This window comes from Clostridium algoriphilum, assembly GCF_020443705.1.
Taxonomy (GTDB): domain Bacteria; phylum Bacillota; class Clostridia; order Clostridiales; family Clostridiaceae; genus Clostridium_AD; species Clostridium_AD algoriphilum.
The window spans coordinates 304,675-330,768 of record NZ_JAIZZK010000001.1 but is presented as its reverse complement, the minus strand read 5'-3'; the positions used below and the strand labels follow the sequence as shown (position 1 = coordinate 330,768).

The 26,094-nt window shown below is 29.5% G+C and carries 24 protein-coding genes; 15 read left to right on the top strand and 9 right to left on the bottom strand.

Annotation, left to right across the window (positions count from 1 at the left end; translation table 11 throughout):
- Position 1 precedes the first annotated feature (1 nt).
- Both LGK95_RS01640 and LGK95_RS01635 read left to right on the top strand, forming a co-directional pair.
- Complete coding sequence (locus LGK95_RS01640; RefSeq protein WP_226121478.1) at positions 2-1,585, top strand: ATP-binding protein; 1,584 nt, start codon at positions 2-4, stop codon at positions 1,583-1,585.
- Complete coding sequence (locus LGK95_RS01635; protein ID WP_226121476.1) at positions 1,578-2,264, top strand: response regulator; 687 nt, start codon at positions 1,578-1,580, stop codon at positions 2,262-2,264. The genes LGK95_RS01640 and LGK95_RS01635 overlap by 8 nt, the downstream gene beginning before the upstream one ends.
- 86 nt (positions 2,265-2,350) lie before the next feature.
- On the opposite strand, the gene LGK95_RS01630 is transcribed toward LGK95_RS01635, so the two are convergent.
- Together LGK95_RS01630 and nudC are read right to left on the bottom strand one after the other, a co-directional pair.
- Positions 2,351-3,526, bottom strand: a complete 1,176-nt coding sequence (locus LGK95_RS01630; RefSeq protein WP_226121474.1) for a DUF4317 family protein — start codon at positions 3,524-3,526, stop codon at positions 2,351-2,353.
- A gap of 521 nt (positions 3,527-4,047) precedes the next feature.
- Positions 4,048-4,875, bottom strand: coding sequence for an NAD(+) diphosphatase (gene nudC / locus LGK95_RS01625; RefSeq protein WP_226121472.1), 828 nt, complete (start codon positions 4,873-4,875; stop codon positions 4,048-4,050).
- 513 nt (positions 4,876-5,388) lie between these two features.
- Between nudC and deoD the strand changes: the two genes are divergently transcribed.
- Positions 5,389-6,102: a purine-nucleoside phosphorylase gene (gene deoD, locus LGK95_RS01620; RefSeq protein WP_226121470.1), complete on the top strand. Its 714-nt coding sequence runs from the start codon at positions 5,389-5,391 to the stop codon at positions 6,100-6,102.
- 190 nt (positions 6,103-6,292) lie between these two features.
- On the opposite strand, the gene LGK95_RS01615 is transcribed toward deoD, so the two are convergent.
- Positions 6,293-7,291 (bottom strand): inorganic phosphate transporter, encoded by a 999-nt coding sequence (locus tag LGK95_RS01615; protein ID WP_226121468.1) that lies wholly within the window; start codon positions 7,289-7,291, stop codon positions 6,293-6,295.
- Complete coding sequence (locus LGK95_RS01610; protein ID WP_226121466.1) at positions 7,284-7,907, bottom strand: DUF47 domain-containing protein; 624 nt, start codon at positions 7,905-7,907, stop codon at positions 7,284-7,286. Before LGK95_RS01610 ends, LGK95_RS01615 begins: the two co-directional genes overlap by 8 nt.
- Before the next feature lie 476 nt (positions 7,908-8,383).
- Between LGK95_RS01610 and LGK95_RS01605 the strand changes: the two genes are divergently transcribed.
- The 8 genes from LGK95_RS01605 to LGK95_RS01570 all read left to right on the top strand — a co-directional run bounded on the left by LGK95_RS01605 (position 8,384) and on the right by LGK95_RS01570 (position 17,278).
- Positions 8,384-10,075 (top strand): acetolactate synthase large subunit, encoded by a 1,692-nt coding sequence (locus tag LGK95_RS01605; protein WP_226121464.1) that lies wholly within the window; start codon positions 8,384-8,386, stop codon positions 10,073-10,075.
- A 66-nt stretch (positions 10,076-10,141) separates the two neighbouring features.
- Complete coding sequence (locus tag LGK95_RS01600) at positions 10,142-10,372, top strand: TIGR04540 family protein (RefSeq protein ID WP_226121462.1); 231 nt, start codon at positions 10,142-10,144, stop codon at positions 10,370-10,372.
- Between the two features lie 458 nt (positions 10,373-10,830).
- The gene (gene pulA, locus LGK95_RS01595) at positions 10,831-13,563 is read left to right on the top strand and encodes a type I pullulanase (RefSeq protein ID WP_226121460.1); all 2,733 of its coding nucleotides are present in this window, start codon (positions 10,831-10,833) and stop codon (positions 13,561-13,563) included.
- A gap of 58 nt (positions 13,564-13,621) precedes the next feature.
- A complete protein-coding gene (locus LGK95_RS01590) occupies positions 13,622-14,530 on the top strand; it encodes an alpha/beta hydrolase (protein WP_226121458.1) in 909 nt (302 codons plus the stop codon).
- 99 nt (positions 14,531-14,629) lie between these two features.
- Positions 14,630-15,574 (top strand): TRM11 family SAM-dependent methyltransferase, encoded by a 945-nt coding sequence (locus LGK95_RS01585; protein WP_226121456.1) that lies wholly within the window; start codon positions 14,630-14,632, stop codon positions 15,572-15,574.
- A gap of 80 nt (positions 15,575-15,654) precedes the next feature.
- A complete protein-coding gene (locus tag LGK95_RS01580; protein ID WP_226121454.1) occupies positions 15,655-15,795 on the top strand; it encodes a hypothetical protein in 141 nt (46 codons plus the stop codon).
- A 140-nt stretch (positions 15,796-15,935) separates the two neighbouring features.
- On the top strand, positions 15,936-16,892 hold the full coding sequence (locus tag LGK95_RS01575; protein WP_226121452.1) for an ROK family protein: 957 nt from the start codon (positions 15,936-15,938) through the stop codon (positions 16,890-16,892).
- A gap of 74 nt (positions 16,893-16,966) precedes the next feature.
- On the top strand, positions 16,967-17,278 hold the full coding sequence (locus tag LGK95_RS01570) for a hypothetical protein (RefSeq protein ID WP_226121450.1): 312 nt from the start codon (positions 16,967-16,969) through the stop codon (positions 17,276-17,278).
- A gap of 28 nt (positions 17,279-17,306) precedes the next feature.
- On the opposite strand, the gene LGK95_RS01565 is transcribed toward LGK95_RS01570, so the two are convergent.
- The gene (locus LGK95_RS01565) at positions 17,307-18,539 is read right to left on the bottom strand and encodes an MFS transporter (RefSeq protein ID WP_226121448.1); all 1,233 of its coding nucleotides are present in this window, start codon (positions 18,537-18,539) and stop codon (positions 17,307-17,309) included.
- 75 nt (positions 18,540-18,614) lie between these two features.
- Positions 18,615-19,001 (bottom strand): hypothetical protein, encoded by a 387-nt coding sequence (locus LGK95_RS01560; protein WP_226121446.1) that lies wholly within the window; start codon positions 18,999-19,001, stop codon positions 18,615-18,617.
- A gap of 253 nt (positions 19,002-19,254) precedes the next feature.
- Here LGK95_RS01560 and LGK95_RS01555 point away from each other — a divergent pair, with 253 nt between their 5' ends.
- Positions 19,255-21,264, top strand: coding sequence for a YgiQ family radical SAM protein (locus LGK95_RS01555; protein ID WP_226121768.1), 2,010 nt, complete (start codon positions 19,255-19,257; stop codon positions 21,262-21,264).
- 46 nt (positions 21,265-21,310) lie between these two features.
- On the opposite strand, the gene LGK95_RS01550 is transcribed toward LGK95_RS01555, so the two are convergent.
- A complete protein-coding gene (locus LGK95_RS01550) occupies positions 21,311-21,499 on the bottom strand; it encodes a hypothetical protein (RefSeq protein WP_226121444.1) in 189 nt (62 codons plus the stop codon).
- Positions 21,500-21,716: 217 nt separating this feature from the next.
- On the opposite strand from LGK95_RS01550, the gene LGK95_RS01545 reads away from it, so the two are divergent.
- Positions 21,717-22,196, top strand: a complete 480-nt coding sequence (locus LGK95_RS01545) for a PIN domain-containing protein (RefSeq protein WP_226121442.1) — start codon at positions 21,717-21,719, stop codon at positions 22,194-22,196.
- Positions 22,197-22,304: 108 nt separating this feature from the next.
- Here LGK95_RS01545 and LGK95_RS01540 read toward each other — a convergent pair whose 3' ends face one another.
- Complete coding sequence (locus LGK95_RS01540; RefSeq protein WP_226121440.1) at positions 22,305-22,892, bottom strand: protein kinase; 588 nt, start codon at positions 22,890-22,892, stop codon at positions 22,305-22,307.
- A 536-nt stretch (positions 22,893-23,428) separates the two neighbouring features.
- Between LGK95_RS01540 and pulA (LGK95_RS01535) the strand changes: the two genes are divergently transcribed.
- Together pulA (LGK95_RS01535) and LGK95_RS01530 are read left to right on the top strand one after the other, a co-directional pair.
- Positions 23,429-25,318, top strand: coding sequence for a type I pullulanase (gene pulA, locus LGK95_RS01535; RefSeq protein WP_226121438.1), 1,890 nt, complete (start codon positions 23,429-23,431; stop codon positions 25,316-25,318).
- A 180-nt stretch (positions 25,319-25,498) separates the two neighbouring features.
- Positions 25,499-25,726, top strand: a complete 228-nt coding sequence (locus LGK95_RS01530) for a hypothetical protein (protein WP_226121436.1) — start codon at positions 25,499-25,501, stop codon at positions 25,724-25,726.
- A gap of 136 nt (positions 25,727-25,862) precedes the next feature.
- Here LGK95_RS01530 and LGK95_RS01525 read toward each other — a convergent pair whose 3' ends face one another.
- The gene (locus LGK95_RS01525; RefSeq protein ID WP_226121434.1) at positions 25,863-26,045 is read right to left on the bottom strand and encodes a hypothetical protein; all 183 of its coding nucleotides are present in this window, start codon (positions 26,043-26,045) and stop codon (positions 25,863-25,865) included.
- Between the last annotated feature and the right edge of the window lie 49 nt (positions 26,046-26,094).

Sequence of the window (26,094 nt, the reverse complement as noted above, 5' to 3'; positions counted from 1 at the left end):
AGTGAAATTACAGTATAAATTAACAATCTTTATAAGTGTTATAATATTTATTGTGATTGGTGGTATAGGAATTGTTACTTATTATCAAGTGCAAACTTCTGTTGAAACTCAAATGGGAAATAACGCTATGGATTTAGCTGTGACTATTGCCTCTATTGATACAATTGAAAAAACATTAGCTACTTCAAAAGATTATAAAACAGTTCAGAAAACAATAGAAAGTTTCAGTGGAAAGACTAGATTTAAATATATTATTGTAATGGATATGAAGGGAATAAAATATTCATATCCATATGGAAAATCGCTTGGTAAAAGATATGCTGATGGTGGAGAAAAACGAGTTATTACAAAAGGTGAATCTTATGTAGCTAAGGATAAGAATGTGTTAATTACTGCAATAAGAGCTTTTGTGCCTATATATTATCATGATAAACAAGTAGGAGCGGTTTTAGTTGGCCTATTAACAGATACTGTATACGCTGAGTTAAGTACTCGTTTGTTATATTTGAAAATTGCTTTAGTTGTAGGTCTTTTAATTGGAATATTAGGTGCAGCTATTTTAGCAAATATAATAAAGAAAAGTATATTTGGTTTAGAGCCTAAAGAGATAGCACTTTTATTAGGTCAGAGAGATATAGTATTGCAGAATTTAAAAAATGGAATTATAGCTATTGATAAAGATGGGAAAATAATTTTATTTAATAAGATAGCAAAGATAATATTAGAATTAGAAGATCAGGATAAAGGTAAAAATGTTGCTGAGTTAAACTCAAACTTTACACGTGAAATGACTCGAGTATTGAGAGCTCAGAAGGCAGTATATAATCAAGAAATAAAAATACATTATGGTAAAATACTTATGTGTAGCCATACCTTATTAAAGAATTATAAAGATGAAATTATAGGAGTTGTATCTAGCTTTCAGGACTTAACAGAGGTTAAAAATATGGCAGAAGAACTAACTGGGAGTAAAAAAATGACATGTGCATTAAGGTCGCAAAATCATGAGTTTCTGAATAAACTTCACACTATATCAGGACTTATTGAATTAGAAGAATATGATGAAGCTATTAAATATATTTCTCATATATCAAAGCTTCGAGGAAAAGTTTCTGATATTTTAAGTAAGAGAATTAAAAATGCGCATATAGCAGGGTTGCTACTTGCCAAATATAATAAGGCAACAGAAGCAAAAATTTCTGTAGATTTTGATACAAACTCTTATTTAGATAAAATTCCTGAAAACATAACAGTAGACGAAATTTGCTCTGTACTTGGAAATTTAATTGAAAATTCAATTGAAGAGTTAGTCAAATTTGAGAACGGTAAAATATATATAAGACTAAATTCCAATAATGAGTCACTTAGAATCAAAATTCAAGATAATGGCCCTGGAATTAAAGACAATATAAGGGAAAAGATTTTCACAAGAGGATTTACAACTAAACAAGGTAATAGAGGCTTTGGACTTAATATAGTAAAACAAATAATAGATTATGCTGATGGAGATATAAGTATTCTACAGGAAAATGGTACTATATGGAATATATGTATACCAATGAAAAGGGGTAGAAAAAATGATTAAAGCTATAATTGTTGAAGATGACCCAATGGTGAGAGAAATCAACGAGAAATTCTTGAATAAAATAGAAGGTTTTGCGCTGTATGGTAGTGTTAATTCAATTGAAAAGGCAAAAGGAGTTATATTAAGTATAAAACCTGATTTAATATTATTAGATGTCTTTTTTCCACAAGGTAAAGGTATAGATTTATTAAAGTGGATACGTGTAGAAAATATAAAATGTGATGCTATATTAATTACGGCTGATAGAAATACAGAAACTGTTGAAGAAGCCTTCCGATATGGTGCAGTAGATTATTTGGTAAAACCATTCATGTTTACTAGGTTTAAAGAAGCAATGCTTCAATTTAAAAGCAGAAAAGATAGTTTTAAGAATACTGATAGTATGGAGCAAGAAATCATTGATAAATACACTATAAAGGGGAAAAAACATGTTATAGAATATAATGAGACTATTGGCGACATAAAAGGGTTTAATCAATATACCTATGAAAAAGTTTTAGTGGGTATAGCTGATATGAAAGATAATGCCTTTACCTCAGAACAAATTGCAAGAAACATTGGAGTTTCCAGAATAACTGCCAGAAGATATTTAGATTATTTAGAAAAGGAGGAAAAACTTGTGGTTGATATGGAATATGGCAAGGTTGGTAGGCCTAAAAATAAATATAGGATAAAGTAAGAACAATAGTACCATTTAAGATGGACTATTGTTCTTACTTTAATATGGAATATTGTTAAGAAATTATCTTATATCTTGATTAACTACTAAAATTCCTCAGTTTCTAACATGAACCCCTCTATAACAATATCATCCTCAATTTCAATAAGTAGACATCTTCTACCATCCTTATTTCTTACTTGCTTAACCGAATTTAGGTCCTTAGGGGTTAAAGTAATATTTGCAATTTCACTAGTGATTTTGATTGATTTAGAATTAAATTCAGGTACAATGTTATTAATTTTAAAATCATATTTGCTACCACAAGTTTCTTCAAAAGCAGTTTCTATATCGCATATAATTTCTGCACCACAACTATTTAGAATATTTTTAACATCTGTAACTCCAAGAATAGGAGTTTCACCTTCTTCAGCTTGCTCAGAAATTTCATGTATATTAGCATAAATATCTTGCATAAGTTCAGGTTTTATCTTATCTCCAATTACAGATCTTAATATATCGCTAAAGCAATTTTTTTCGTCCTCAGCGGTAAATTTAAAACCACAATTAAGTACATTTTCAATAAATGAGGTGTTTAATTCTTTGGGTTTTGATGCATAATATAAAATTTTATTGTAATCTGAATAACCACTACTAAGACTAGGAAACATGAAGCCCTCTAAGGGAGCATTAAGATTAATAACTGAATCTAAGGCTGAATTTGCCTTGAATTCATTATCAGTATAGTCGAATTTTAAGGTTCTCTTTGGAACATCAATTTTATTTACGCTTGATAAGATAAAGTTAAAGGATTGCATCGCATCGTTGATGCTTTCAGCTGGATCCATATTTTTATGGCTCGTCCCTAGCCAATATTCAGCTTTAATAAAGGTAACTACTATATCGGTTTCATATTTATAATTAGCTGTAATTTTTTCAATTAACTTATTAATGTAGTTTTCAATATCATTTTTATTATCTGCGTTTAGAGCACTAGATAATATATCTTGAGTGTTATCTTCTTCTTCAATATTTTGAAAATCTAACTCGAAAATTTTTGTATCAAGAGCACCAGTAAGCACTTTTTTGAAATTGCCTAGAAACAACTCTTTTTTATCCATATCCATTCTATCAAAGTAATCAAATTCTGAATGAATAACTGGCTCATAATCAATCTTGACATTATCTTTCTTTAGATAAACACTATAAATTTCCTGAATTTTCATCATGCTACTATCTAATTTAAACTCTTTTCTTATGTTTGCCAATTCTTTTTTATTCATAAATAAACCTCTTTTCACTGTTATTTTATAATAAATTATAACACACAATTATGGAATAAAATTATAAAATTTCCTTTATTGATTAATAATAACTATTGACAAGTTATTATTAGTATGATAATATAAATATATAAGAAGCGCAACTTATATATATTTAGTAAAACCTTTAAACAAATTTGATACCCCAATGAGTTAATATAACATGGATGAGTGGGATGTGTTCATAAATAATATATAAAGACTATAAGTAAACTAAGAATTCAATGATGATTGCCAAAGCAATCGGCTATGAAGCCATAATAAATTACTTAGGAATACTGAAGATAGCTTTACCCGTAATAAATTAAGTTTAAATTTGCAACAATTCAATTTATAAAAATTAAACACGGAAATATAGTTTAAGGAGTAAAATATTGTTAAATATATTACAGAAAGAATAGAAGTTAGAATCTAATTCATTGTGAATTAATGATTCTAACTTCTATTTATTTTAATGTGTAGTTTTATATGCTTTTGCTTAATTAATGATTTTTAGTAAACCAGTTAATTAATTTTCTAGCTATACTAATGCTATCAGGGATTAAAGGCAATTCAGCAGAACAAAACCAGTCAGCATGCCCAATTTCAACCCCATCTACATGTATTTCACCACTTTCATATTCTGCAGTATATCCTATCATTATAGAATTAGGAAAAGGCCAAGGTTGATTCCCAAAATACTTAATGTTTTTTACTTTGAGTCCTGTTTCCTCGTAAACTTCTCTTCTAACGCATTCCTCAAAAGTTTCTCCAACCTCTACAAAACCAGAAACTACACTATATAATTCCTTAGAAAATTGATTATTATGAGCAAGGAGTATTTTATTTTCCTTCACAACAGCTACTATAATAGCTGGGCAAATTCTAGGGTAATTTGTAAGTCCACAATTAGGACATTTTTTAGAAATTTCACCATCAACATTTTTAGTTAATGAACCACATCGACCACAATACATATGATCTTTATTAAAGTTTACTAATTGAACAGCTCTTCCTCCAATCCAAAACATATCTTCTGATAACTTGTGAGTCAAAGCTTTTAAAGTACTTAGTTTCATATTGTTTGGTATCTTATAAGATTCCTTTATTTCACCATAAAAACAATTTATATTATTTATAGAACCAAAATATTGGATGTTAATTGGTCCTAAAGCTTCTTGATCTAAAATAGTTGGGATTACTGCTTTATCGTTTTCATCTTTAACTAATAAATTATTTTTATAAAATAAAAAATAAATATTATTTTTTGATTCGGGTGAAGGTGAATGTACTCCCGGTATAAAATCTGTAATATTTTCTTCATTACTCATTAGCGTTATATCTCCGATCTATTACAATTAGGGTTTAAGTATTCAATTTATAAATCTTATGTAATTATATCATATATGATATATTTTTAATATTTAATTGATACTTTTGTTATAGTATACAAGTTCTAACATATATATACGTTAGAATCTTAATCATTAGATAAAATTGCACCAAAGATTAATAAGTGATTATAACTTTACATAACTAAGATTATGTAAAGTACTCAAAAATGTAAACTTGTATAAAATATAAAATTTAATAATAACCCAGAAATAGTAAAAATATATATCAGATGCTAATAATAAAATCTAGAGTATTTGATATATATTTTAAAATATTTACAAAAAAAATTTAAATAAGACATATGTTATTCTTTTTTAATGTTATTTTGGTATAATCATTAATATATAATTAAATAGTAATAGTAATAGTAATAGTAATAGTAATAGTAATAGTTATTAGTTTAATTTATTATTACTATTAGCTAAATACAACTATAAGGAGGTTTTGATATGATACCAACCGCACATATTGAAGTAAATAAACAAGGAATAATTGAAAAAACTGTATTAATGCCAGGGGATCCATTGCGTGCCCAATTTATCGCGGAGACTTTTTTAGAAAATGTCTACAAATTTAATAATGTACGAAATATTTATGGATACACAGGTACTTATAAAGGACGTAAAATTTCGGTAATGGCTAGTGGAATGGGCATGCCAAGTATTGGCATTTATTCATATGAACTATATAATTTTTATAACGTAGAAAATATTATACGAATTGGTTCTTGTGGTGCCTACACAACTGATTTAAACTTATATGATGTAATATTATGCACCGAAGCTTGGAGTGAATCTACTTATGCGAAAGTTCAAAGTGGATATGATTCTGATATAATTGCAGCATCGCCTATATTAAATAATAAACTAGAAAAAATTGCAAAGAATCTAGATATTAAAGTTCATAAAAATAGAGTCCACTCAGCTGACGTATTTTATCGGGAAAATGCTGATGAATACAAACAAATTTACAAAGAGCATGGTTGTACCTCTGTGGAAATGGAATCATTTGCTCTATTTCATAATGCAAATGTATTGAATAAAAAAGCAGCTTGTCTATTGACAGTCTCAGATAATTTAATAACTCATGAACTAACTACGTCTGTAGAAAGACAGGAAGCCTTTACTAATATGATGAAAATAGCATTAGAAATGGCTGAATAAAACCTAATTATATAGCAATAACTTAATTTATGCTTTCATAAGGTTTTACAGCTAATTAAGGCATTATAATAGGAAAATCCTCAATAAAATATTATTGGGGATTTTTAGTATAGACTAATCAAACTAAATTTTAAGAAAGTAAATTAATTAATTATAGTAGATAAGGAGTAAACATCATGGGTAATAGTTATTAGTTGTAAAACACAAGAGCAATCAGTGAAGCAATAATTGCACTACATGGAATAGTTAAAACCCATGCGACTAATATAGTTCTAGCAAGACTCCATCTAACAGCAGAAAGCCTTTTACAGGACCCCACACCCATTATTGCACTTGTTATTACATGGGTTGTACTTACTGGAGCGCCTAATGCAGTAGCCGCTTGAATAGTAAGTGCAGCTGCGGTCTCAGCGGCAAACCCATCAATTGGTTCTAATTTTATCATATTAACACCCATTGTTTTTATTATTTTCCATCCACCAGTCATTGTACCTAATGACATTGCTAAAGCACAAGCAATTTTAACCCAAAGTGGTATGGCAAAGTTATTTGCATTTAGAAGTCCTCCTGCTATAAGTGCCATAGTTATAACACCCATAGATTTTTGAGCATCGTTTGAACCATGACTATATGCCATTAAAGCTGCAGAACAAATTTGCAACTTTTTAAATAACCCATTAACCTTTTTATGTGTTGCTTTGTGGAACAACCAAGTAAGTATAAACATAAATATAAAGCCAAAAACCAGCCCTAGTATTGGTGATGAAATAAGTGGAATTATTATTTTGTTAAAAAAGCCACCCCAATTAACAACAGATAAATCAAGTTTATGTGAAGTTATGGACGCACCTAAAAGTCCACCAATAAGTGCATGCGAAGAAGAACTAGGTATAGCGAAATACCAAGTTAGTAAGTTCCATATAATGGCACCTATTAGTGCTATAGCAACGATTTGAGGAGTCGCTACACCGGTTTTAATGATTCCTGTTCCTATAGTTTTTGCAACTTCTGTATGTAACATAGCACCAACAAAATTCAGTACCGCAGCCATTCCTAATGCTTGCATAGGTGTAAGTACTTTAGTACCAATAGATGTAGCAATAGAATTAGCTGTATCATGAAATCCATTTATGAAATCAAAAACAAGTGCTAATATTATTACAACAACTATAATTGATGAACTAAGCATATTTCATACCAACTCCTCTGATTTCATTTGCAAGTGTTTCACATGCATCAATGCTGTCTTCTAAACAGTGATACAAATCTTTCCATTTCATTACGAATAACAAATCTTCTGGATTATCAAAAAGTTTTCTCATAGCTTTTCTATAAATTAAATCAGCTTCATTTTCTAATGTATTTATGTCAATAATTTTATTTACTAATAAAGTGCTTTTTCGAAGACTTTTTAATTCTAAGATTACATTTACAAGTTCTGATGTAACCTCCATAAGTTTGTCAACTAGTTCAATAGCTTCTGTTGTAGCAGAAGTAACATTATACATGTAAAATAAATGGGCAGTTGATTCAATACTATCAGTAATATTGTCTATTCCCTTTGTTATATTAAATATATCCTCTCTATCTAACGGAGTTATAAACATTTTCTTTGTGTATTCAATTAATTCATGAGTTACTAAATCTCCCTCATGCTCAAGGCTTACTAATTTATCCAATCTTTCCTTAGGATTATCAAGTTCATTCATTAACAATTTCAGTTCTTTTGCGGAATTATTAAATATTTCAGCTCCTTTTGAAAAAAGTTCAAAAAACATATTGTCTTTTGGTTTAAAGTTAAACATATTGTTCCTCCTTTGATGAATAAAATCATGTGTGATAATTAAAATATTAATACAAATTTAATTTATATTAAAATCGTACAAGCCTAATTATATGATATTAATTAACAAAGTACAATATCGTATTAACAAAGAACCATATTTTATTAACATAATTAACATAATTAACATAACTTAACTTGTCACAGGGCAAAAATATACATAGGTGTACCAATATGTATATGCAAATCAACGCAGTTAACAAAGTATCCTGTTAATTATGCAGCGTTATACAATAAAATGAAATGAAAAATTCTGTAATTACAATAAAATAAAGTTTTTACTGTAAACATAAAAAATAGCAAATAAAATGTGATATAATTCTAAGCGAGTTTAGGATGAGACTTAACTAATTACATGTAATTAAAGGTTTTGTTCAGTTTAAACATTAAAAGTAGAAAATCCCATAAAGGCTAATGTAAATAAAGGGGGATAAAATAATGAATCTGAATGACGATAAAGTGGAAAAAACAAATCCAAATAATAAGTGTATAAATATGAACACTTCAGAACTAATGGTAAAATGTCTTGAAAATGAAGGAGTTAAGTATATATTTGGAATACCAGGAGAAGAAAATCTTACTTTTTTAAAAGCACTTAAAGATTCTAAAATTAAATTTATAACAACTCGTCATGAGCAGGGAGCTGCTTTTATGGCTGATGTTTATGGGCGTTTAACTGGTACGCCAGGAGTATGCCTCTCAACACTTGGGCCAGGAGCAACAAATTTAATGACTGGTGTTGCTGATGCCAATATGGACGGTGCGCCTTTGGTGGCTCTCACTGGGCAAGCAGGAACGGATAGAATGCATATTGTATCTCATCAACATTTAGATCTAATTTCTATGTTTGCACCAATTACGAAATGGAATAAACAGGTTGTAAGACCGGATACCGCTCCAGAAATCATAAGGAAAGCCTTTAAACTGGCTGTAAGTGAAAAACCAGGGGCTGTCCATATAGATTTACCAGAAAATATAGCTGCAATGGCTGCATTAGGAAGGCCATTAAGCCATGGAGATAATGAAAAAAGCTATGCTACGTACAATAGTATTGAAAGAGCGGCAGCAGCTATAAGCAGTGCTAAAAACCCAGTTATTCTTGCTGGTAATGGGGTAATACGTTCAAAATCTAGTCAAGCAATTACAGATATGGTGGAAAAGCTAAGAATCCCTGTAGCTAATACATTTATGGCAAAAGGAGTAGTTTCATATAAAAATCCATTTTCTTTATGGAGTATAGGACTTGCACAACGTGACTATGTAAATCGTTTATTTGAAAAGGTAGATCTGGTTATTGCTGTAGGATATGATCTAGTTGAATATGATCCAAAAAAATGGAATAAGAATGAGAATATTCAAATTATACATATTGCTGAAGAAAAAGCTGAAGTTAATAAATGTTACATACCTGAAGTTGAGGTAATTGGTGATATATCTTATTCTATTAATGAAATAAGTAAGCTTGCACATAGAGTGGATGAACCAGTTTTTGCTTTGCATATTAAAACAAAAATGGAAGAAAATTATGAATCTTATTCAGATGATTACAGCTTTCCTATGAAACCCCAAAAAATATTATATGATTTAAGGAAAGTAATGGGAGACGATGATATTGTTATTTCTGATGTAGGGGCTCATAAGATGTGGGTTGCACGTCATTATAGGTCTGTAAAGCCTAATACCTGCTTAATTTCCAATGGATTTGCATCCATGGGGATTGCAGTACCTGGAGCAGTGGCAGCTAAGCTTGTAAATCCTGAAAGAAAAGTTGTTGCAGTCACTGGTGATGGTGGATTTATGATGAATAGTCAGGAGATAGAAACAGCTCTCAGAATAAAAACACCTTTTGTGACATTAATATTCAATGATGCGTGTTATGGACTTATAAAATGGAAGCAACAGGATAGGTTCGGTGAGGATATGAATGTACAATTTACAAATCCAGACTTTGTTATGTACGCACAGGCCATGGGAGCAAAAGGATATAGGATAACAAAAGCAGAAGACCTAATACCAACATTACAAGAAGCACTTGCTCAAAACATTCCAGCTATTATAGATTGTCCCGTAGATTATAGCGAAAATGTTAAATTGACTAATGCATTAAAAGAATTCAGTATTGATAGTTAGTTTATAATTAAATAGAGTAAATAAGATATAACCTAGCATTAAAAACAAATTTTAAAGGAGTACTATATGAAAAAAGTTTATAAGGACCCAAAAAAATTAGCAGCTTGTTTAAAAGACACAGTAGATTTTTATTTAGATGATGTTATCACATATGACAAGTTAAAGGTGAAACTAACCATATTGATTAATGCAAATGAAGATAGAATTTATAAAGACGGTATCATATCATCAAAAATATCTAATATGATAGGAAGTTCTAGAGTAGACGTTATTAACAAAGTATCATCGGAGAGGTAAAGTAATCGCATGATTTAAAAGAAATGTTAACATAAGAGTATTAAAAGATATATAATATATCTTTTATAGAGAAGGTTTGGATAGTTTATGATGTTATAAAGATATCTAATGATAACTGTGCACTATAAAAAAGTGTATGGTTTTTTTAGTGGCAATTATGTAAAATGCCGTGGTCTTATTATAATAATAACTACATAATAGATTAACAAATTGCTTGTATATCTAAGTTTTAAATTATATAATGTAATAAGGTAAAAAATGTTTAAATATAAATAAAAAGTGTAATTAACTTTCCAATATTAAAATAGATGATAACATTAACAAATATATTAATGAAATTTATGAAGGACTAGTTGATTGTAAAAAGGGATTTAAGGTGAGGGTTTATAAATAGCGGCTTATTTCTCCAATATTTTAATCATTAGTCCTAATTAATTTTATTTTTTAGAGGAGAATTTATGAATTTTAAGATAGAGAGCAATAAAAGGAATATATTGATTAGTTTTCTTGCAACCACTTTAATTATGATAAGTTTAATTTTTCTATTTTCAAATACACATGCGTTCGCTCAAAATGGCAAGATAAAGATTATAGTTCATTATGCTAAAAATCCAAGTAACAATTTAAAATCAAATATATGGTTATGGACTGATAAAAAATCCGGAAATACATTTAATTTTACTAAGAATGATGCATTTGGCTATGTCAGTGAAATTGAATTAGACGCTGGATTTAATAGAGCTGGATTTGCAGTATGCACTGTTGACGGCAAAAGGGACATAGAAAAAAATAGATTTATTGAAAAATTTAATAATGGCGCTTCAGAAGTATGGGTAATAGAAGGCGACTCTAAAGTATATGATTCTGCTGCGGAGGCAACTGCTACCAAAAACGAAATGGAAACACAAGTTAATATAAAGAAGCAAGGCGGATTAGCCGTTGCAACATTAGATGACCTTAATAATATAAGCATAGAAACCAACCTGTTAGTTCCGTACATACCAGAAAGTATAGCGGATATCACAGTTAAGGCAGATGGCAAGGTATTAAAGATAAAAAAGGTTGCAAACAATGAAACAAAGGATGGTAAAACATCTGTTGCAAATATAGAACTTAATGAAAATGTGGACCTAAGTCAAAACCTTACTATATCAAAAAAAGGATTTGCTGAAAAGCAAGTGGAACTAGGAAAGATTTTTAATAGTGTTAATTTCGAAAAAAATTACTATTATGAGGGAAATGATCTAGGTAATACTTATTCTACAAGTAATACAAGCTTTAGGGTATGGGCACCAACTGCTAGAGAAGTAAAAGTTGTTATTTATAAAAAATGGGACGATAAAAGTGGTACTGAATTAAGTATGAAAAAAAGTGAAAAAGGAACATGGACTTATGATTTACCAGGAGATCAAAAGGGATTATTTTATACATATAAAGTTAATGTGGGTGAAACTTGGAACGAGGCAGTAGACCCTTATGCTCGTTCTGTTAGCGCAAACGGAGATAAAGGTGCAGTAATTGACTTAGATCAAACAACTTCAGAAACTTGGAAGCCTAGTGAAAAGCCAAAATTCGAGAATTTAAATGATGCGATTATATACGAACTACATGTTAGAGATTTTTCTATAGACAAAAATAGTGGGATAAAAAACAAAGGGAAATTTTTGGCTTTTACCGAAACAGGAACAAAGGGAATAGACGGAAAACCAACAGGTATGGATTATATAAAGTCATTAGGGGTAACGCATGTGGACCTTATGCCAATATTTGATTACGCTAGTGTGGATGAGACTTCAACTAGACCACAATTCAATTGGGGATATAATCCTAAAAACTATAATTCACCTGAAGGCAGTTATTCAACCGATCCATACAACCCAATTGCAAGAGTCAAAGAATTAAAACAAGGAGTACAATCTTTTCACGATAATGGATTGAGAGTAATCATGGATGTTGCGTATAGTCAAATGTATAGTAGCTATAACTCTAACTTTAATAAAATAGTACCTGGATACTATTTTAAGGGAAGTAAAGAGGGTGCAAATATAAATGAATCAGGAAGCACTATTGTCTCACAAAATGCAATGGCACGTAAATTTATTGTAGACTCAGTTGAGTATTGGGCAAAAGAATACAATATGGATGGTTTTAGATTTAATTATATGGGTACACTTGATGTAAAGACAATGAACGAAATCAGAAAAAAATTAAGCAGCATTGACCCATCCATTCTTATTATAGGAGAGAGCTCAGATCTTGGAACTACACTTCCTAAAGATATAAAAGCAACAAAAACAAATGCAAGTAAAATGCCTGACATAGCACAATTTAACAATGTAATAAAAGATGCAATAAAAGGTAGCGTATTTGTTACAAAAGATAAAGGTTTTGTTAGTGGTAAGTCTGACGAAGAAACAAATATAAAAAAAGGAATAGTTGGAGGAATAGATTACTCGAGTACTATAAAAACTTGGGGAAATGTAGATCCTGAACAATTTATTAATTATGTTGAAACGCACGATGATTATACATTATGGGATAAGCTCCTTTTAACGAATCCTGAGGATAATAATGTAACAAGATTAAAAATGCACAAAATGGCTGATTCTATGATTCTTACCTCGCAAGGTATTCCGTTTTTGCAAGCAGGACAAGAGTTTATACGAACTAAATCTGGAGACAACAACTCCTATAATTCTAATGATAGTGTTAACAAAATTGATTGGGTAAGAAAATCTGAAAACAAAGAAACTGTTGATTATTTTAAAGGATTAATAGAGCTTAGGAAAGCACATCCTGCTTTTAGAATGACATCAGCAGATATGGTTAAGAAAAATTTGAAATTTTTAATAGTACCTAAAAATGTGGTTGCCTATGAAATGAATTACAATGCAAATATGGATACTTGGGCGCATATCGTAGTAGCTTATAATGCAAATAAAGAAGATAGAACCGTTAAATTATCAAAAAAAGGTACGTGGAATATTGTAGTAGATGGTCAGAAAGCCGGAGTTAAAACTATAAAACAATTTAATGGAGGTTCTTTAGTAGTTCCAGGTTTAAGTACTGTAGTCATTTATTATCAGTCAAACAACATATTTATAACATTAAATTTTTGGATTTATGTTATTTGTACATTAGGTGGAATAGTATGTATAATAATGTTTTTTAAATACAGAAAGAAAGCTTAGAGTTAAAACATATTGCTTTTGTTTTATTTATCTGATATTTAGTTAGGGAGATGTTAAGATGTTTAAAATAATAATTTTAATAGTAATATTAATTATTATAACTGTTTTCATTGTGTGTTGGCATTTTTCTAATATTATTATACATCCTAAGGTTGCAAAATATAATTACACCTACAATTGTGGAGTGGAAAATGGAGAAATACAAATAAAAAAATTTATTGATTTGGAGAAATTAGATGTTTATATAGAATCTCAATATGGTTATAAAATTCATGGCCTATTTTTTCCTAATTATAATTCAAAAAAAGCTATAATTTTGTGTCATGGAATAACATGGAGTCTATATGGTTCTGTTAAGTATATGAATATGTTTATAAACAGAGGCTTCTCAGTTTTTATGTATGATCATAGAAATCACGGCCTAAGTGGTGGACTCGATACATCTTATGGATATTACGAAAAGTTTGATTTAAAAAAGTGTACCGATTGGCTATTTAATAAATTAGGTAAAAATATAATAGTTGGGTTGCATGGTGAATCCATGGGAGCTGGCATAGCCCTTCAAAATATTGCTATAGACAACCGAATTAAGTTTTGCATAGAGGATTGTGGCTATTCTGATGCACAAGATTTATTTCAGCATAGATTAGAAAAAGATTATAATATAAAAAAACTTCCTTTAGTAAAATTATCAGGAATAGTAATAAAAATAAGAATTGGATGGAAATTCAAAGATGTATCCCCTATAACTACATTACCTAAGGTAAATATTCCAATATTATTTATTCATGGTGCGAATGATGACTATGTACCTACCTTTATGTGCCTGAAAATGTACTCAGTAAAGAATGGTTACAAAGATATATATATTGCTCCAAATGCAGGCCATGCTCAATCATATTTAGAAAACAAGGACGAATATGAAAAAAGAGTTGATTGTTTTTTAAAAGCTATTAATATCATATAAATGTTAGAATCAGAAATTCAAATACATAAATTTATGGATGCTTATAATATGTATATACTTACTAATAAGGATGAGAAGATTTGAAAGGATAGTGTTTTAATGCTTCAGATACCACAAATAGAAAATAATTATTTATATACAACTAATTATTCAATTGACGAAGAAAGTCTGTGTAAAATGGAAATAAAATGTCTTTTCAATAAACCACTTAATGAAAAACATTTGTTTTCTAATACTTATGTGGATCCCTCAAGGAGTCCCTTTATAAAAAAATGTATTTCTATAATGTATATTGGAGAAACAATTAAACAAATTATAGATCTAATTGTTATAGACAAACTAACTAGCATAAATTATAAGGTTGCATATATTAATGTGACTGATGAAAATATTGGGTTTCATGAGAGTCGAAAGATTGAATATGAAATAGGGTTTAGTATACTTGGAGAAGCCAAAATGAAAAACCCTGAAACTATTTTTGGCATAGCAAAAGTAGCAGATAAGTGGATATTTGGTGAATGTGAGAGCAATACTTCTGACTGGTTATTGCACAATAAAAAACCTTTTTCTTATTCCAATGCACTAAAGGTGAATGTTTGCAGAGCATTGGTTAATATAGCTGTAGGCAATGATTTAGATTGTAGTGTAATAGATCCATGTTGTGGCATTGGAACTGTACTTATAGAGGCTATATCAATGGATATTAATATTAAAGGTTATGAGATAAACCCATTCATTGGTGAAAATGCTAAAACAAACCTTCGGTATTTTGGTTATGACGATGTAATAACTATTGGTGACATGAATAATTCACAAAATAAATTTAATGTAGCAATTGTGGATCTACCCTATGGAATATTCACTCAAATTACACCAGGTGAACAGTTGGCTATAATTAATAGTTCACGTAGAATAGCAGATAGAATGGTGATAATCACATTTGATGATATGGAGCAGCAAATTACTTCCGTTGGTTTTCATATAGATGATAGATGCACGGTGTCTAAAGGTACCTTTAAAAGGCATATTTACATATGTAGTTAATATGTTATACTATCACTTAGGTAAAATAATGCATAATATTTTTCTCTATGGTAAATCTATTAATAGAGAGAGGTGTTTACGTGAGTAATAAACTTAAAAATACCAATAAACAAATGGCTTCACTCGGAATTAGAAAAAATGACGTAGGTGACTATGAATATATAAATCCCGATGAGAAAACTAACTCTAAGTATAAGCCTGTTAAGAAAGAACCAAAGTAATACTTTGGTTCTTTCTTATTTTAGAAGTAAAAGTACATATATATGGTATAATTTAATAGTATATATAATTTAGGTAATTAGGATCAACATATATTAATTTATAAAAACATGGTAGCAGAGGCTACGAAGGGAAGAGTTAAATGTATATAGGTATTGATTTAGGAGGCACTAACATTGCCGCTGGTATTATTGATGAGAATTGTAACATAATACATGAAATGTCATGTGAAACAAAATCTGAGAGGCAGCCGCAAGAGATAATTAACGACATGATAGATCTAGTTTTAAATATAATAACAGAAGTTAATATGCAACTAAAAGATATAAAAGCAATAGGTATAGGAATTCCAGGCCTCGCTGATAAAAATGGGAATGTAATATTCTGTGTAAATCTTGGGTGGAAGAATGTACCTTTAAGAGAGATGTTAGACGCCAAACTTCATACACCAATTCATATAGATAATGATGCAACTGTGGCTGCACTTGCTGAATACGAGAATGGCTCAATGAAGAATTGTAAAAGTGGAGTTATGCTTACTTTAGGGACTGGCATTGGTGGAGGAATCATTTTAAATGGTGAAGTATATAGTGGTTTTAATGGCGTAGGTTCTGAACTTGGACATACAGTTGTGGGTGAAAATTTCTATGATTGCAATTGTGGAAGAAATGGTTGCTTAGAAACATTTGCTTCATCAACTGCCATAATAAGATATACTAAAAAATTAATTGGGGAAATGAACGAGAGTACTATAATAATTGATAAAGCAGAAGGAAATATAAACAATATAAACGCGAAGATTATATTTGATTGTGCAAAGGAAGGAGATAAGATAGCAAATTTAGCAGTGAACAGATTAGTAAATTATTTAGGTATTGGTATACTTAATATAGTTAATTTTATTGATCCAGAAATTATATCATTAGGTGGCGGTGTTGCTGGGGCAGGACAATATCTTTTGGATAAGATATTAGATCATGTAAGGTTGAATAAGTATTATGAGGAATTACCAATCGGTAAAATTGTTTTAGCCGAGCTAGGTAATAAAGCAGGTATAATAGGTGCAGCTATGGTAGCAAAACATGAATATGTAAAGTGAATAATAAAGTCGCAATCATTTATGCATGATACTAAAAACATTAAAAGAGCATAAATAACTAAGGAGTGACAATCATGAAAATTCAAGATATAATGTCAGGAGATTTTTCTGCATACCCTGAAGAAACACAAATTGTTATGAAAGAATACACTGAAAGGCTAAGAGAAAATATAAAGGCGGAATTAATAAAAGATATATCATATAAGATGCTTAAGGATATAGATAAAAGCAAAGATTATTTTATGAATGTTTTAACTGACATCTTAGATAATGGGTACAAGGGTTTTAGTAAATTATCTACTCAGTCTCTTATAGATACCTATTTAGAGAGAAAAAATGAAGAGGACTTTTTTCTTTTGCTTGAGAAAGTAAATCAAGAAGTCTAATCAACAAGTCTAATCAACTAATTTATTATTAGTTGATTTTTATTTTTAGGGACAAAAACAGATTGATAACAGCAATAAACGCTGCTACTAGGAATACATATTTGTAACCCAAAGTTACCCATAATATGCCACCTATAAAAGGAATAGACATGGCAATTACATGATCAAAACTTGTACCTGCAGACAACGTAGGGATAACGTCTTCTGCAGATATAGCAATCTTTTTTATATAAGTAGATCTTGCCATTTCTACAACACTTAACGAGTTATCTATAACGTAACATGCGGCAATGATAATCACTGCAATGCTTGCAGGGACTAAATCAGCTGCAAAAGAATACCCTATGCATATAACTATAAGAATTATGGCTTCAAGTGATAGTACAAACTTTTCACCCTTTATGTCTATAGCTTTGCCAACGATTGTTCTAGTAAAAATGCTTAATATAGCAATTATTAATCCTAGTATAGCGAAGGTAGGTGCATCAACATAATACACTTGAATAAGAACCCATGGTGCAAATGTTAAAAAGATTTGTTTTCTTGCACCATTTACCACACTAAGGCAATAATATAATGTATATTTTTTGCGAAATACAAATGTGACTTTTTTTGTCTTAGGTTTTTTTGATTTCATTAAGCCAAGAAATACTGTTGCGAAAATATAAAAAATTGAAGATATTACAAAAGCTATTTGATAGGTAAGTTTAAAATATTTAAATCCTAACCATACTATTGCATAGCCAATAATGGTGGCAACTAAATTGTATGCACTATATCTTCCTAGTCTTGCACCATAATTTTCTTTTTGTGAAAGATTCATACCAATACCTGCAGATAAAGGCATGAAAATATGTGTACCAAGGCTAAGTAACATCATCCATATAAGCATAGTTGTAAAAGTGGGTGAAAACAAACCTAAACCAAGCATACCTAGAGCTGCAAACAGCATACCTACTATTGCTATTTTTATATTCCCAAGAAAGGATAATACCCCTAAAACAATAACTATTAAAACTCCTGGAAGTTCACGAGGAAACTCTACAATGCCCCTAGCTGAAGCTGTTAATTTATATGTATCGCTTAAAAAGTTATTAAACACAGTTAAGTTAATTCCACTTGCAATGCCAGTAAAAAGCCCTACAATCAAAAATAACTTAAAATCTCTATCGTTTTTAAAGTTGATCCATAAGTTTAAGTGATTTACTTTTATCTTTTGCTTTTTTACTATATTATCTTTAAGTATTTCTTCACTTGCCATAAATTTTATCCCCCTCTATTGTAACTTACTTAGTATATTATAAAAAATACTAATATTCAATTACAATATTCTAGGTTAATATCTAATAGATATTTCTCCACTTAAAGTTGTATTTTTCTTTTGGTTCCAAATAGCTTCAATTATTAGATTTACTTTTATTCCTGTTTTATAATTAAATGAAATTTCTTTATCATGTAACACCTCTTTATTCTCGTAAACAACTAAGTTCCTTCTTGCTCCATCCCTAATTATAATCCCCCAATAACCATCTTGTGGGTTAAGAATCTTAGCTGTAATAATTAAGTTAGACCAAAAAGAATTGTTTAATCCAGTTTGATAAAATCCTTTTCCATTATGGATATTCATTTCAAAAGTTTGTTGAATATTGTTACTGTCGCTTGTAACTGCTTCTTCGCTCCATTCTATGTTTTTATTTATCATATCACTTATATAACTTTCCATACACTCTCTCCTTTATTATTATTATAAATACTATAACCTTAACAACAAATGAAAGAATTTCACAAAATAAATTCATTATATTATAGTATACGCAATCATATAGAATTTGTTATTAATAAGGTTAATATATTATACGAATTTTTTATGATGCTTTAATTTATTATTTTCAAAGAATTTAAACGTAAAGAATGCTATAATTGTATTTTGAATTATATATTCAAATTTATTATTAAATCAGAAGAAGGTGGACTTAATTAAGGAAAATAAATATTTACCAATTAGTAAAAAAGACATTATAGATAGAGGTTGGACTGAATTAGACTTTATTATAGTTACTGGTGATGCATACGTAGATCATCACAGTTTTGGAACTGCTATCATTTCAAGGGTTCTAGAAAACGAAGGATACAAAGTAGGAATAATAGCTCAACCTAATTGGAAGGGTATTGAAGACTTTGAAAAACTAGGTAGACCAAGACTTGGATTCCTAGTAAATTCGGGAAATATGGACTCTATGGTCAATCATTATACCGTAAGTAAGAAAGTAAGAGATAAAGATATGTATTCTCCAGGTGCGAAGATGGGCTTAAGGCCCGACAGAGCAACAATTGTTTATTGCAACAGATTAAGGGAAGCATATAAAAATGTTCCTATCATAATCGGAGGCATAGAAGCAAGTCTAAGGCGATTTGCACATTATGACTATTGGAGTGACAAGGTACGAAAATCTATGTTAATTGATAGCGGCGCAGACTTATTAATATATGGCATGGGTGAAAAACAAGTTGTTAAAATTGCAAAACAGTTAAACGAAGGAATAGATATAAAATCTATTACTCAGGTACTTGGAACATGTTATGTAGCAGAGGATATAGATAATATATGTGACTACATAGAAATAGCATCTTATAAAGAAGTATGCAGAGATATACATAAATATTCGGAAGCTTTTAAAATACAATATGATGAACAAGATCCCATTAGGGGAATTGGTATTATTCAAAAGCATACTAATAAGTACATTGTTCAAAATAAGCCAGAAATGCCGCTTACTAGAGAAGAATTAGATAAGGTTTATAGCTTACCATATCAGAAAAATTATCACCCTAGTTATGAAGCATTAGGTGGGATACCAGCAATAGAAGAAGTTAAATTTAGTTTGGTTAGTTCAAGAGGATGTTTTGGAAGTTGCGCTTTCTGTGCTATAACTTTTCATCAAGGTAGAATTGTACAAAGCAGAAGTGAAAACTCGATAGTGGAGGAAGCAATTCAAATTACAAAGCTTGATGATTTTAAAGGGTATATTCATGATGTAGGAGGTCCTACCGCTAATTTTAGAAGACCTGCATGTGAAAAGCAGTTAAAAGTAGGCACTTGTAAGGATAGGCAGTGTTTGCATCCTAGCCCATGTAAAAATTTAGATGTTGATCATATGGAGTATTTAAAGTTACTTAGAAAATTAAGAGAATTACCTAATATTAAAAAAGTTTTTGTGCGTTCAGGGTTGCGTTATGATTATATCATGGCAGATAAAAATGATACTTTTTTAGATGAATTAATTGAACATCATGTTAGTGGTCAATTAAAAGTTGCTCCTGAGCATGTCTCTCATAAAGTTTTAAAATATATGGGTAAACCAGCAGGAAAAACTTATAATAAATTCTTAGAAAAGTTCTATAAATCTACTGAGAAAATAGGTAAGAAGCAATACGTTATTCCTTATTTTATGTCTAGTCATCCCGGGTGCACACTAGTCTCATCAATAGAACTGGCGGAGTACCTTAGAGATATTAATTACCAACCAGAACAGGTGCAGGATTTTTATCCAACCCCAGGGACACTATCAACAACGATGTTTTATACTGGATTTGATCCAATTACCCTTGAAGAAGTTCATATACCTAAAACCAAAAATGAGAAAGCTATGCAAAGGGCACTTCTTCAATATAAAGATCCTATGAAATACGATTTAGTATTATCAGCTTTAACACAAGCGGGAAGAGAAGACCTTATTGGTTTTGGACCTAAATGTTTAGTAAAACCACGGGGAAATAAAAATAAAGAACACCTCAGTAACACAAGTGGAAAAACGAAAGTAACAAAACAAAAAGACAAAGGTGAATATATACAAGGTAAACCTAAAGGTAAGCCTGTACATAAAAACTTTAAAGACAAAATCAAACCTATAACTACTAAAACTAAGTCAAACCATGGAATTAAAAATGATAATAAAAACAAATCAAAGAGCAAAAAAAGGCAATAATGATCCTAAAAAATACCTACATCCATAATGTGAATGTAGGTGCTTTTTACGAATCAATTTTTACTATTTTAATTATACTTTTTTCTTCAACTAATTCACTTTTGCTAAGACCTTTTCTAAAATATCTAATCTGCTTATATTTAACGTTGTTCATTACAAAGTCTAAAATATCAATTCTGTCTCCTTTGTAAATAAATGCTTCTTTATTACCTTTTAAGTATATATGTACTTCCATAATTTAAGTTACTAGCTGAAAAACAGCCGCTCCTTCCTTATTATTACTAATATATTAATTATAGTGGCAGTATGCAATTTTATCAAGGTATAAACATTAAACTATTAATAATAGTAAACAAATTAATTAATAATGAATATAATATAAATAAAACTAACAATCCAGATACCTTTCCATTTTAAATCTAATATATTTATTTCTAAAAGGGGATATGGCAATGATTTGTAAAGAATATTTGTTAGATACTAATATAGTTATAAAAGTTTGGAATAAATATCCTACCTTACTAGATACTATTGAAAATATAAAATGTATTGATTTTAAAATCTCTGAGGATATAGCCGGAGAGTTATCAGTAAAAGAGTATGCAAAATTTAATGAAGATTTTGTGCTTTCAAGCAAATTCTTAAAGTTATTAGGACACATCATTAATAATAATGTCCCTAATTTTAGTAAAGAACGCATATCAAGTGATATTATTAGGTATGAGCAAAATAAAAATATATATTTAGTTAACGGAGATAAAATTTCTATAAATGACTATAGTCTAATAGATATTTGTAAAAATAATAAAAATTATATTCTTGTAACTGATGATAAAAAACTAATTAAAAATGCGAAGATTATTTTAAACTCATCAAGAGCATTAAATTTCGAAGAATTTCTTGATGAGTTAAAGGAACTAAATGTATTATAATAAATTAATATAAGAGGCTCTAATTCCTTAAGGAATTAGAGCCTCTTATATTTTTTAATATTTTTCATGTAATTTGATATATTTTATTAAAATTACTAGTTATAATATTTATTTAATATTTTTTTCTAAGTACTGTTTGAACCTAAAATCCCACAACTCAAAAGTCTTAGGGCTCTCTTCACAAACTACTTCTAAAAATTGATCTACTACACCTAAGTTGTTTAAACCTTTCATTAAATGTCTAGGGTATATTACTTTTTTTGAGTAATTATTTTTAGGGTCAATTACATTAATTGAAAAGTCATCCATTAAGTATAAATCCTTACACCTAATATCTAATCTATTAAATTTAAGCTTTTTAAATTCTTCCATAAGCTTAATTATGTTGAGTGATATTACTTTATTGATACCATTCTTTTTAATATATTTATCTAAGCGTTGCCCCCCTACAAACTCTCTCACAATATAATATGCACCATGTTCGTAAACTTTAGGAAAGTATTTACTTTTTCTAGTTTTTATAAAAATATTATATTCACCCGTACAAACTTTTTTATCTTTAAAAATCTTAATCACTTTGTTGTTTGGGAGCAAGTAAACTATCCCATTATGACCAGAACCTAAAAACTCTGATGTTTTAAGCATTTTTTCAATATTACTATTTAATTGAATATAGTAACTCTTGTCTTCATTCATATTATCATCTTCTTTAAAAGGAATATTACTTTATTATATGATTAAAACTTGTAAATATCTCCTATATTTATAAATATATTTATTTATTAGTTAAGCTATGTGGCTTACCACATATTATTAGTTATTTTGATGTACTATAGTATAATATGAATAAGCTAACATACTAATTATTTATTTTATTTAATGGATCACTTATGTAAGCTAGTATTGCTTAATATTATGTTTAATAATATAATGATAAGGGATATATATACAATTATAACAATTACATGAATACCTTTTAAATCCATAAGGTGATTAGCTCTTAAGTTGAGAGGCTTTTTTTAAAGAAGCTTACATATTATATAGAAATAGATCTTATATTTAAATAAACGCTTGGCCAATATATAGTCATTCTAACTACATTTGAAAAGAAGTCTTTACTTTTATTAATAGCGTTTGTTCCTAGAAAAAAAAACTTTAAGTGGAAGTAAAAACTTCCTTACTATGTTTTTAATTAAGCCACTATAGTGGATTTTAAGGAGAGAGATTTAACAATGGCAAATGTATTAAATAACCAAGAACTCATATACAATGGCGATGATTTAGGTGCAGTTTATACTACACTTTATACAATATTTAAGGTTTGGGCACCTACAGTAGATAAAATTACAGTAGTAGTTTATGAAAATCCTAATGATGATTTAGGACAAAAATATGAAATGAACAAAGCTTTAGAAGGGGTTTGGGAGCTCAAACTTTATGGTGATTATAAAAATAAATATTATAACTATTTAGTATTAAATGATGGTAAAATAAAAGAAACACCAGATATCTATTCAAAAGGGGCCAGTGCTAATGGTAAAAAAGGAATGATTGTTGATTTTCATTCTATAAACCCAGTTAATTGGGAAAATCATAATAAGCCTAAACCAATTAACAGAACTGAGGCAGTAATATACGAAATACATGTTAGAGATTTTTCAGTATCAGAGGACTCCGGAATTAAAAATAAAGGAAAATATTTAGCCTTTACTGAAAAGAATACGAAAACTTCTGAAGGTGTCGTTACTGGATTAGATTACCTTAAAGAATTAGGAATAACTCATGTTCATTTATTACCTGTATTTGATTTTGCTAGTGTTGATGAAATTAAGGGTGGATACAATTGGGGATATGATCCTTATTTATATAATGTACCTGAGGGTTCTTATGCTACTGATTCACAAGACGGTACTGTTAGAATTCACGAGTTTAAAACCTTAATACAAACATTGCATGAAAATGGTCTTAGTGTAATTATGGATGTTGTTTATAATCACACAATTACTACAGTTGACTCACCAATGAACATTTTGGTGCCTAAATATTATTATAGAACAGATTATAATGGTAACTATACGAACGGATCAGGTTGCGGAAATGAAACAGCATCAGAAAAACCAATGATGAGGAAATTTATGGTTGACAGTATAAAATTTTGGGCAGAAGAATACAAGATAGATGGATTCAGGTTTGATTTAATGGCACTTCATGATATTGATACAATGAAAGAATTAACAAAACAAGCAAAAATTATTAATCCAAATATTATTATATACGGTGAACCATGGACAGGAGGACCATCATCGTTACCACATTCTTCGCAACTTTTAAAAGGAAGTCAAAGAGGGATTCAGGTGTCAGTTTTTAACGATGATTTAAGAAATGCAATAAAGGGTGATAATGATGGTAGCACCTTAGGATTTGTAAGTGGTGGAGAGGGATTTGAACTAGAAATAAAGAAGGGTATTGTTGGCAGCATTAATTTTAACAATGAAATAAATAATTTCACACAAGACCCTGGAGAAGTTATAAATTATGTAAGTGCTCATGATAATTTATGCTTGTATGATAAATTTGAAAAAAGCAATCCTAATAATACTCCCTCAGAAAGAGAAAAAATGACTAGGTTAGCTTTATCTATTGTACTCACATGTCAAGGTGTGCCTTTTATTCAAGGTGGAACAGAAATACTCCGTACCAAACAAGGAATTCATAATAGTTATAATTCTGGTGATGACGTGAATAAAATATGTTGGAGTAGAAAAGCTGAGTTTAGAGAAACTTTTGAATATATTAAGGGGTTAATAGCTTTTAGAAAAAGCCAAAAGGTTATGACCTTAGACAGCGCAAGTGATGTAAGGAATTCTTTGATATTCCTTGAAACACCTTATAACTGCGTGGCTTATGAGTTAACTTCGACATTCAAAGATGATTATGGTAAATTACTTATAATTCATAATTCTAACAAAGAAGCAATAAATTTAAGTTTGCCAGATGGTGATGAGTGGAGAATTTTAGCAAATGAATGTGAAGTTAATAAAAAAGGTGTAGGTAAAGGAGCTAAAACTTGTATTAATGAGGTAAGTATACCTGCCATTTCCACCTATATATTGTGTAAATAATAATTAAAAAGACGACCCATAGGTCGTCTTTTTAATTATAACTACTGTTCAGATATCACGCTCATCATTGCTTTAGAAAATTCTCAAGAAGAGTTTATACGTAACAGAAAAATATTTTACAAAAGTGCAGGGCGCTTTATCCACATGTGATACAAATGTTGTAACATTATTTTTTTATTAATGTTACTAGTGTCTTTAGTAAGCAATGGCATGTGGTGTGCCAATTATATCTCTGATGTTGGAATTGTTCCAGAAGTGTTTGGTGATAAACAAAAACAATTTATATTAAAAGAAAGGTCTGAATGTATAAAGGAAGCATCGACTATAAGTGAATTTATGTTATTAAACATCACTGAACCTTCCCCACCCATGAATGGTAAAGTTATTAATGAATCACAACTACAATGATATATGGAAACTGCGCTTTTCAGCCAAGATGCTATCAAGAGAGTATAGAAAAACCTGCATCCTTAAAAAATGCAGGTTTCTTATTTTATTCTAATTATATTAAGAAATAGTCATTGTTTTGATATATTACCAGAACTTAAGGCTCTATCAAAATATAAGCTATTGCTTTTTTATTAAACAGATATTTCTTACCCATAGAATTAACTTCATGAGGCCTCGAGTTTTCAAAATTATAAAACCAACTTTTAAATAAGTCACTTTCAGATTGTTTTAAATCTAATAGTTCACTTTCACCACTAATAAAAGAAATCGTTAACATTATAGTCACTCCTTTCTAAATGCATATTCTCTACTAATATATATTCTCT

Coding starts and splice junctions, on each gene's coding strand:
- LGK95_RS01530 (WP_226121436.1), top strand. CDS start 25,499: ATGTTACTAGTGTCTTTAGTAAGCAATGGCATGTGGTGTGCCAATTAT.
- LGK95_RS01615 (WP_226121468.1), bottom strand. CDS start 7,291: ATGCTTAGTTCATCAATTATAGTTGTTGTAATAATATTAGCACTTGTT.
- LGK95_RS01600 (WP_226121462.1), top strand. CDS start 10,142: ATGAAAAAAGTTTATAAGGACCCAAAAAAATTAGCAGCTTGTTTAAAA.
- LGK95_RS01635 (WP_226121476.1), top strand. CDS start 1,578: ATGATTAAAGCTATAATTGTTGAAGATGACCCAATGGTGAGAGAAATC.
- LGK95_RS01585 (WP_226121456.1), top strand. CDS start 14,630: ATGCTTCAGATACCACAAATAGAAAATAATTATTTATATACAACTAAT.
- LGK95_RS01605 (WP_226121464.1), top strand. CDS start 8,384: ATGAATCTGAATGACGATAAAGTGGAAAAAACAAATCCAAATAATAAG.
- LGK95_RS01545 (WP_226121442.1), top strand. CDS start 21,717: ATGATTTGTAAAGAATATTTGTTAGATACTAATATAGTTATAAAAGTT.
- LGK95_RS01630 (WP_226121474.1), bottom strand. CDS start 3,526: ATGAATAAAAAAGAATTGGCAAACATAAGAAAAGAGTTTAAATTAGAT.
- LGK95_RS01550 (WP_226121444.1), bottom strand. CDS start 21,499: ATGGAAGTACATATATACTTAAAAGGTAATAAAGAAGCATTTATTTAC.
- LGK95_RS01525 (WP_226121434.1), bottom strand. CDS start 26,045: ATGTTAACGATTTCTTTTATTAGTGGTGAAAGTGAACTATTAGATTTA.
- nudC (WP_226121472.1), bottom strand. CDS start 4,875: ATGAGTAATGAAGAAAATATTACAGATTTTATACCGGGAGTACATTCA.
- LGK95_RS01610 (WP_226121466.1), bottom strand. CDS start 7,907: ATGTTTAACTTTAAACCAAAAGACAATATGTTTTTTGAACTTTTTTCA.
- LGK95_RS01560 (WP_226121446.1), bottom strand. CDS start 19,001: ATGGAAAGTTATATAAGTGATATGATAAATAAAAACATAGAATGGAGC.
- LGK95_RS01565 (WP_226121448.1), bottom strand. CDS start 18,539: ATGGCAAGTGAAGAAATACTTAAAGATAATATAGTAAAAAAGCAAAAG.
- LGK95_RS01575 (WP_226121452.1), top strand. CDS start 15,936: ATGTATATAGGTATTGATTTAGGAGGCACTAACATTGCCGCTGGTATT.
- pulA (WP_226121438.1), top strand. CDS start 23,429: ATGGCAAATGTATTAAATAACCAAGAACTCATATACAATGGCGATGAT.
- LGK95_RS01540 (WP_226121440.1), bottom strand. CDS start 22,892: ATGAATGAAGACAAGAGTTACTATATTCAATTAAATAGTAATATTGAA.
- pulA (WP_226121460.1), top strand. CDS start 10,831: ATGAATTTTAAGATAGAGAGCAATAAAAGGAATATATTGATTAGTTTT.
- LGK95_RS01570 (WP_226121450.1), top strand. CDS start 16,967: ATGAAAATTCAAGATATAATGTCAGGAGATTTTTCTGCATACCCTGAA.
- deoD (WP_226121470.1), top strand. CDS start 5,389: ATGATACCAACCGCACATATTGAAGTAAATAAACAAGGAATAATTGAA.
- LGK95_RS01590 (WP_226121458.1), top strand. CDS start 13,622: ATGTTTAAAATAATAATTTTAATAGTAATATTAATTATTATAACTGTT.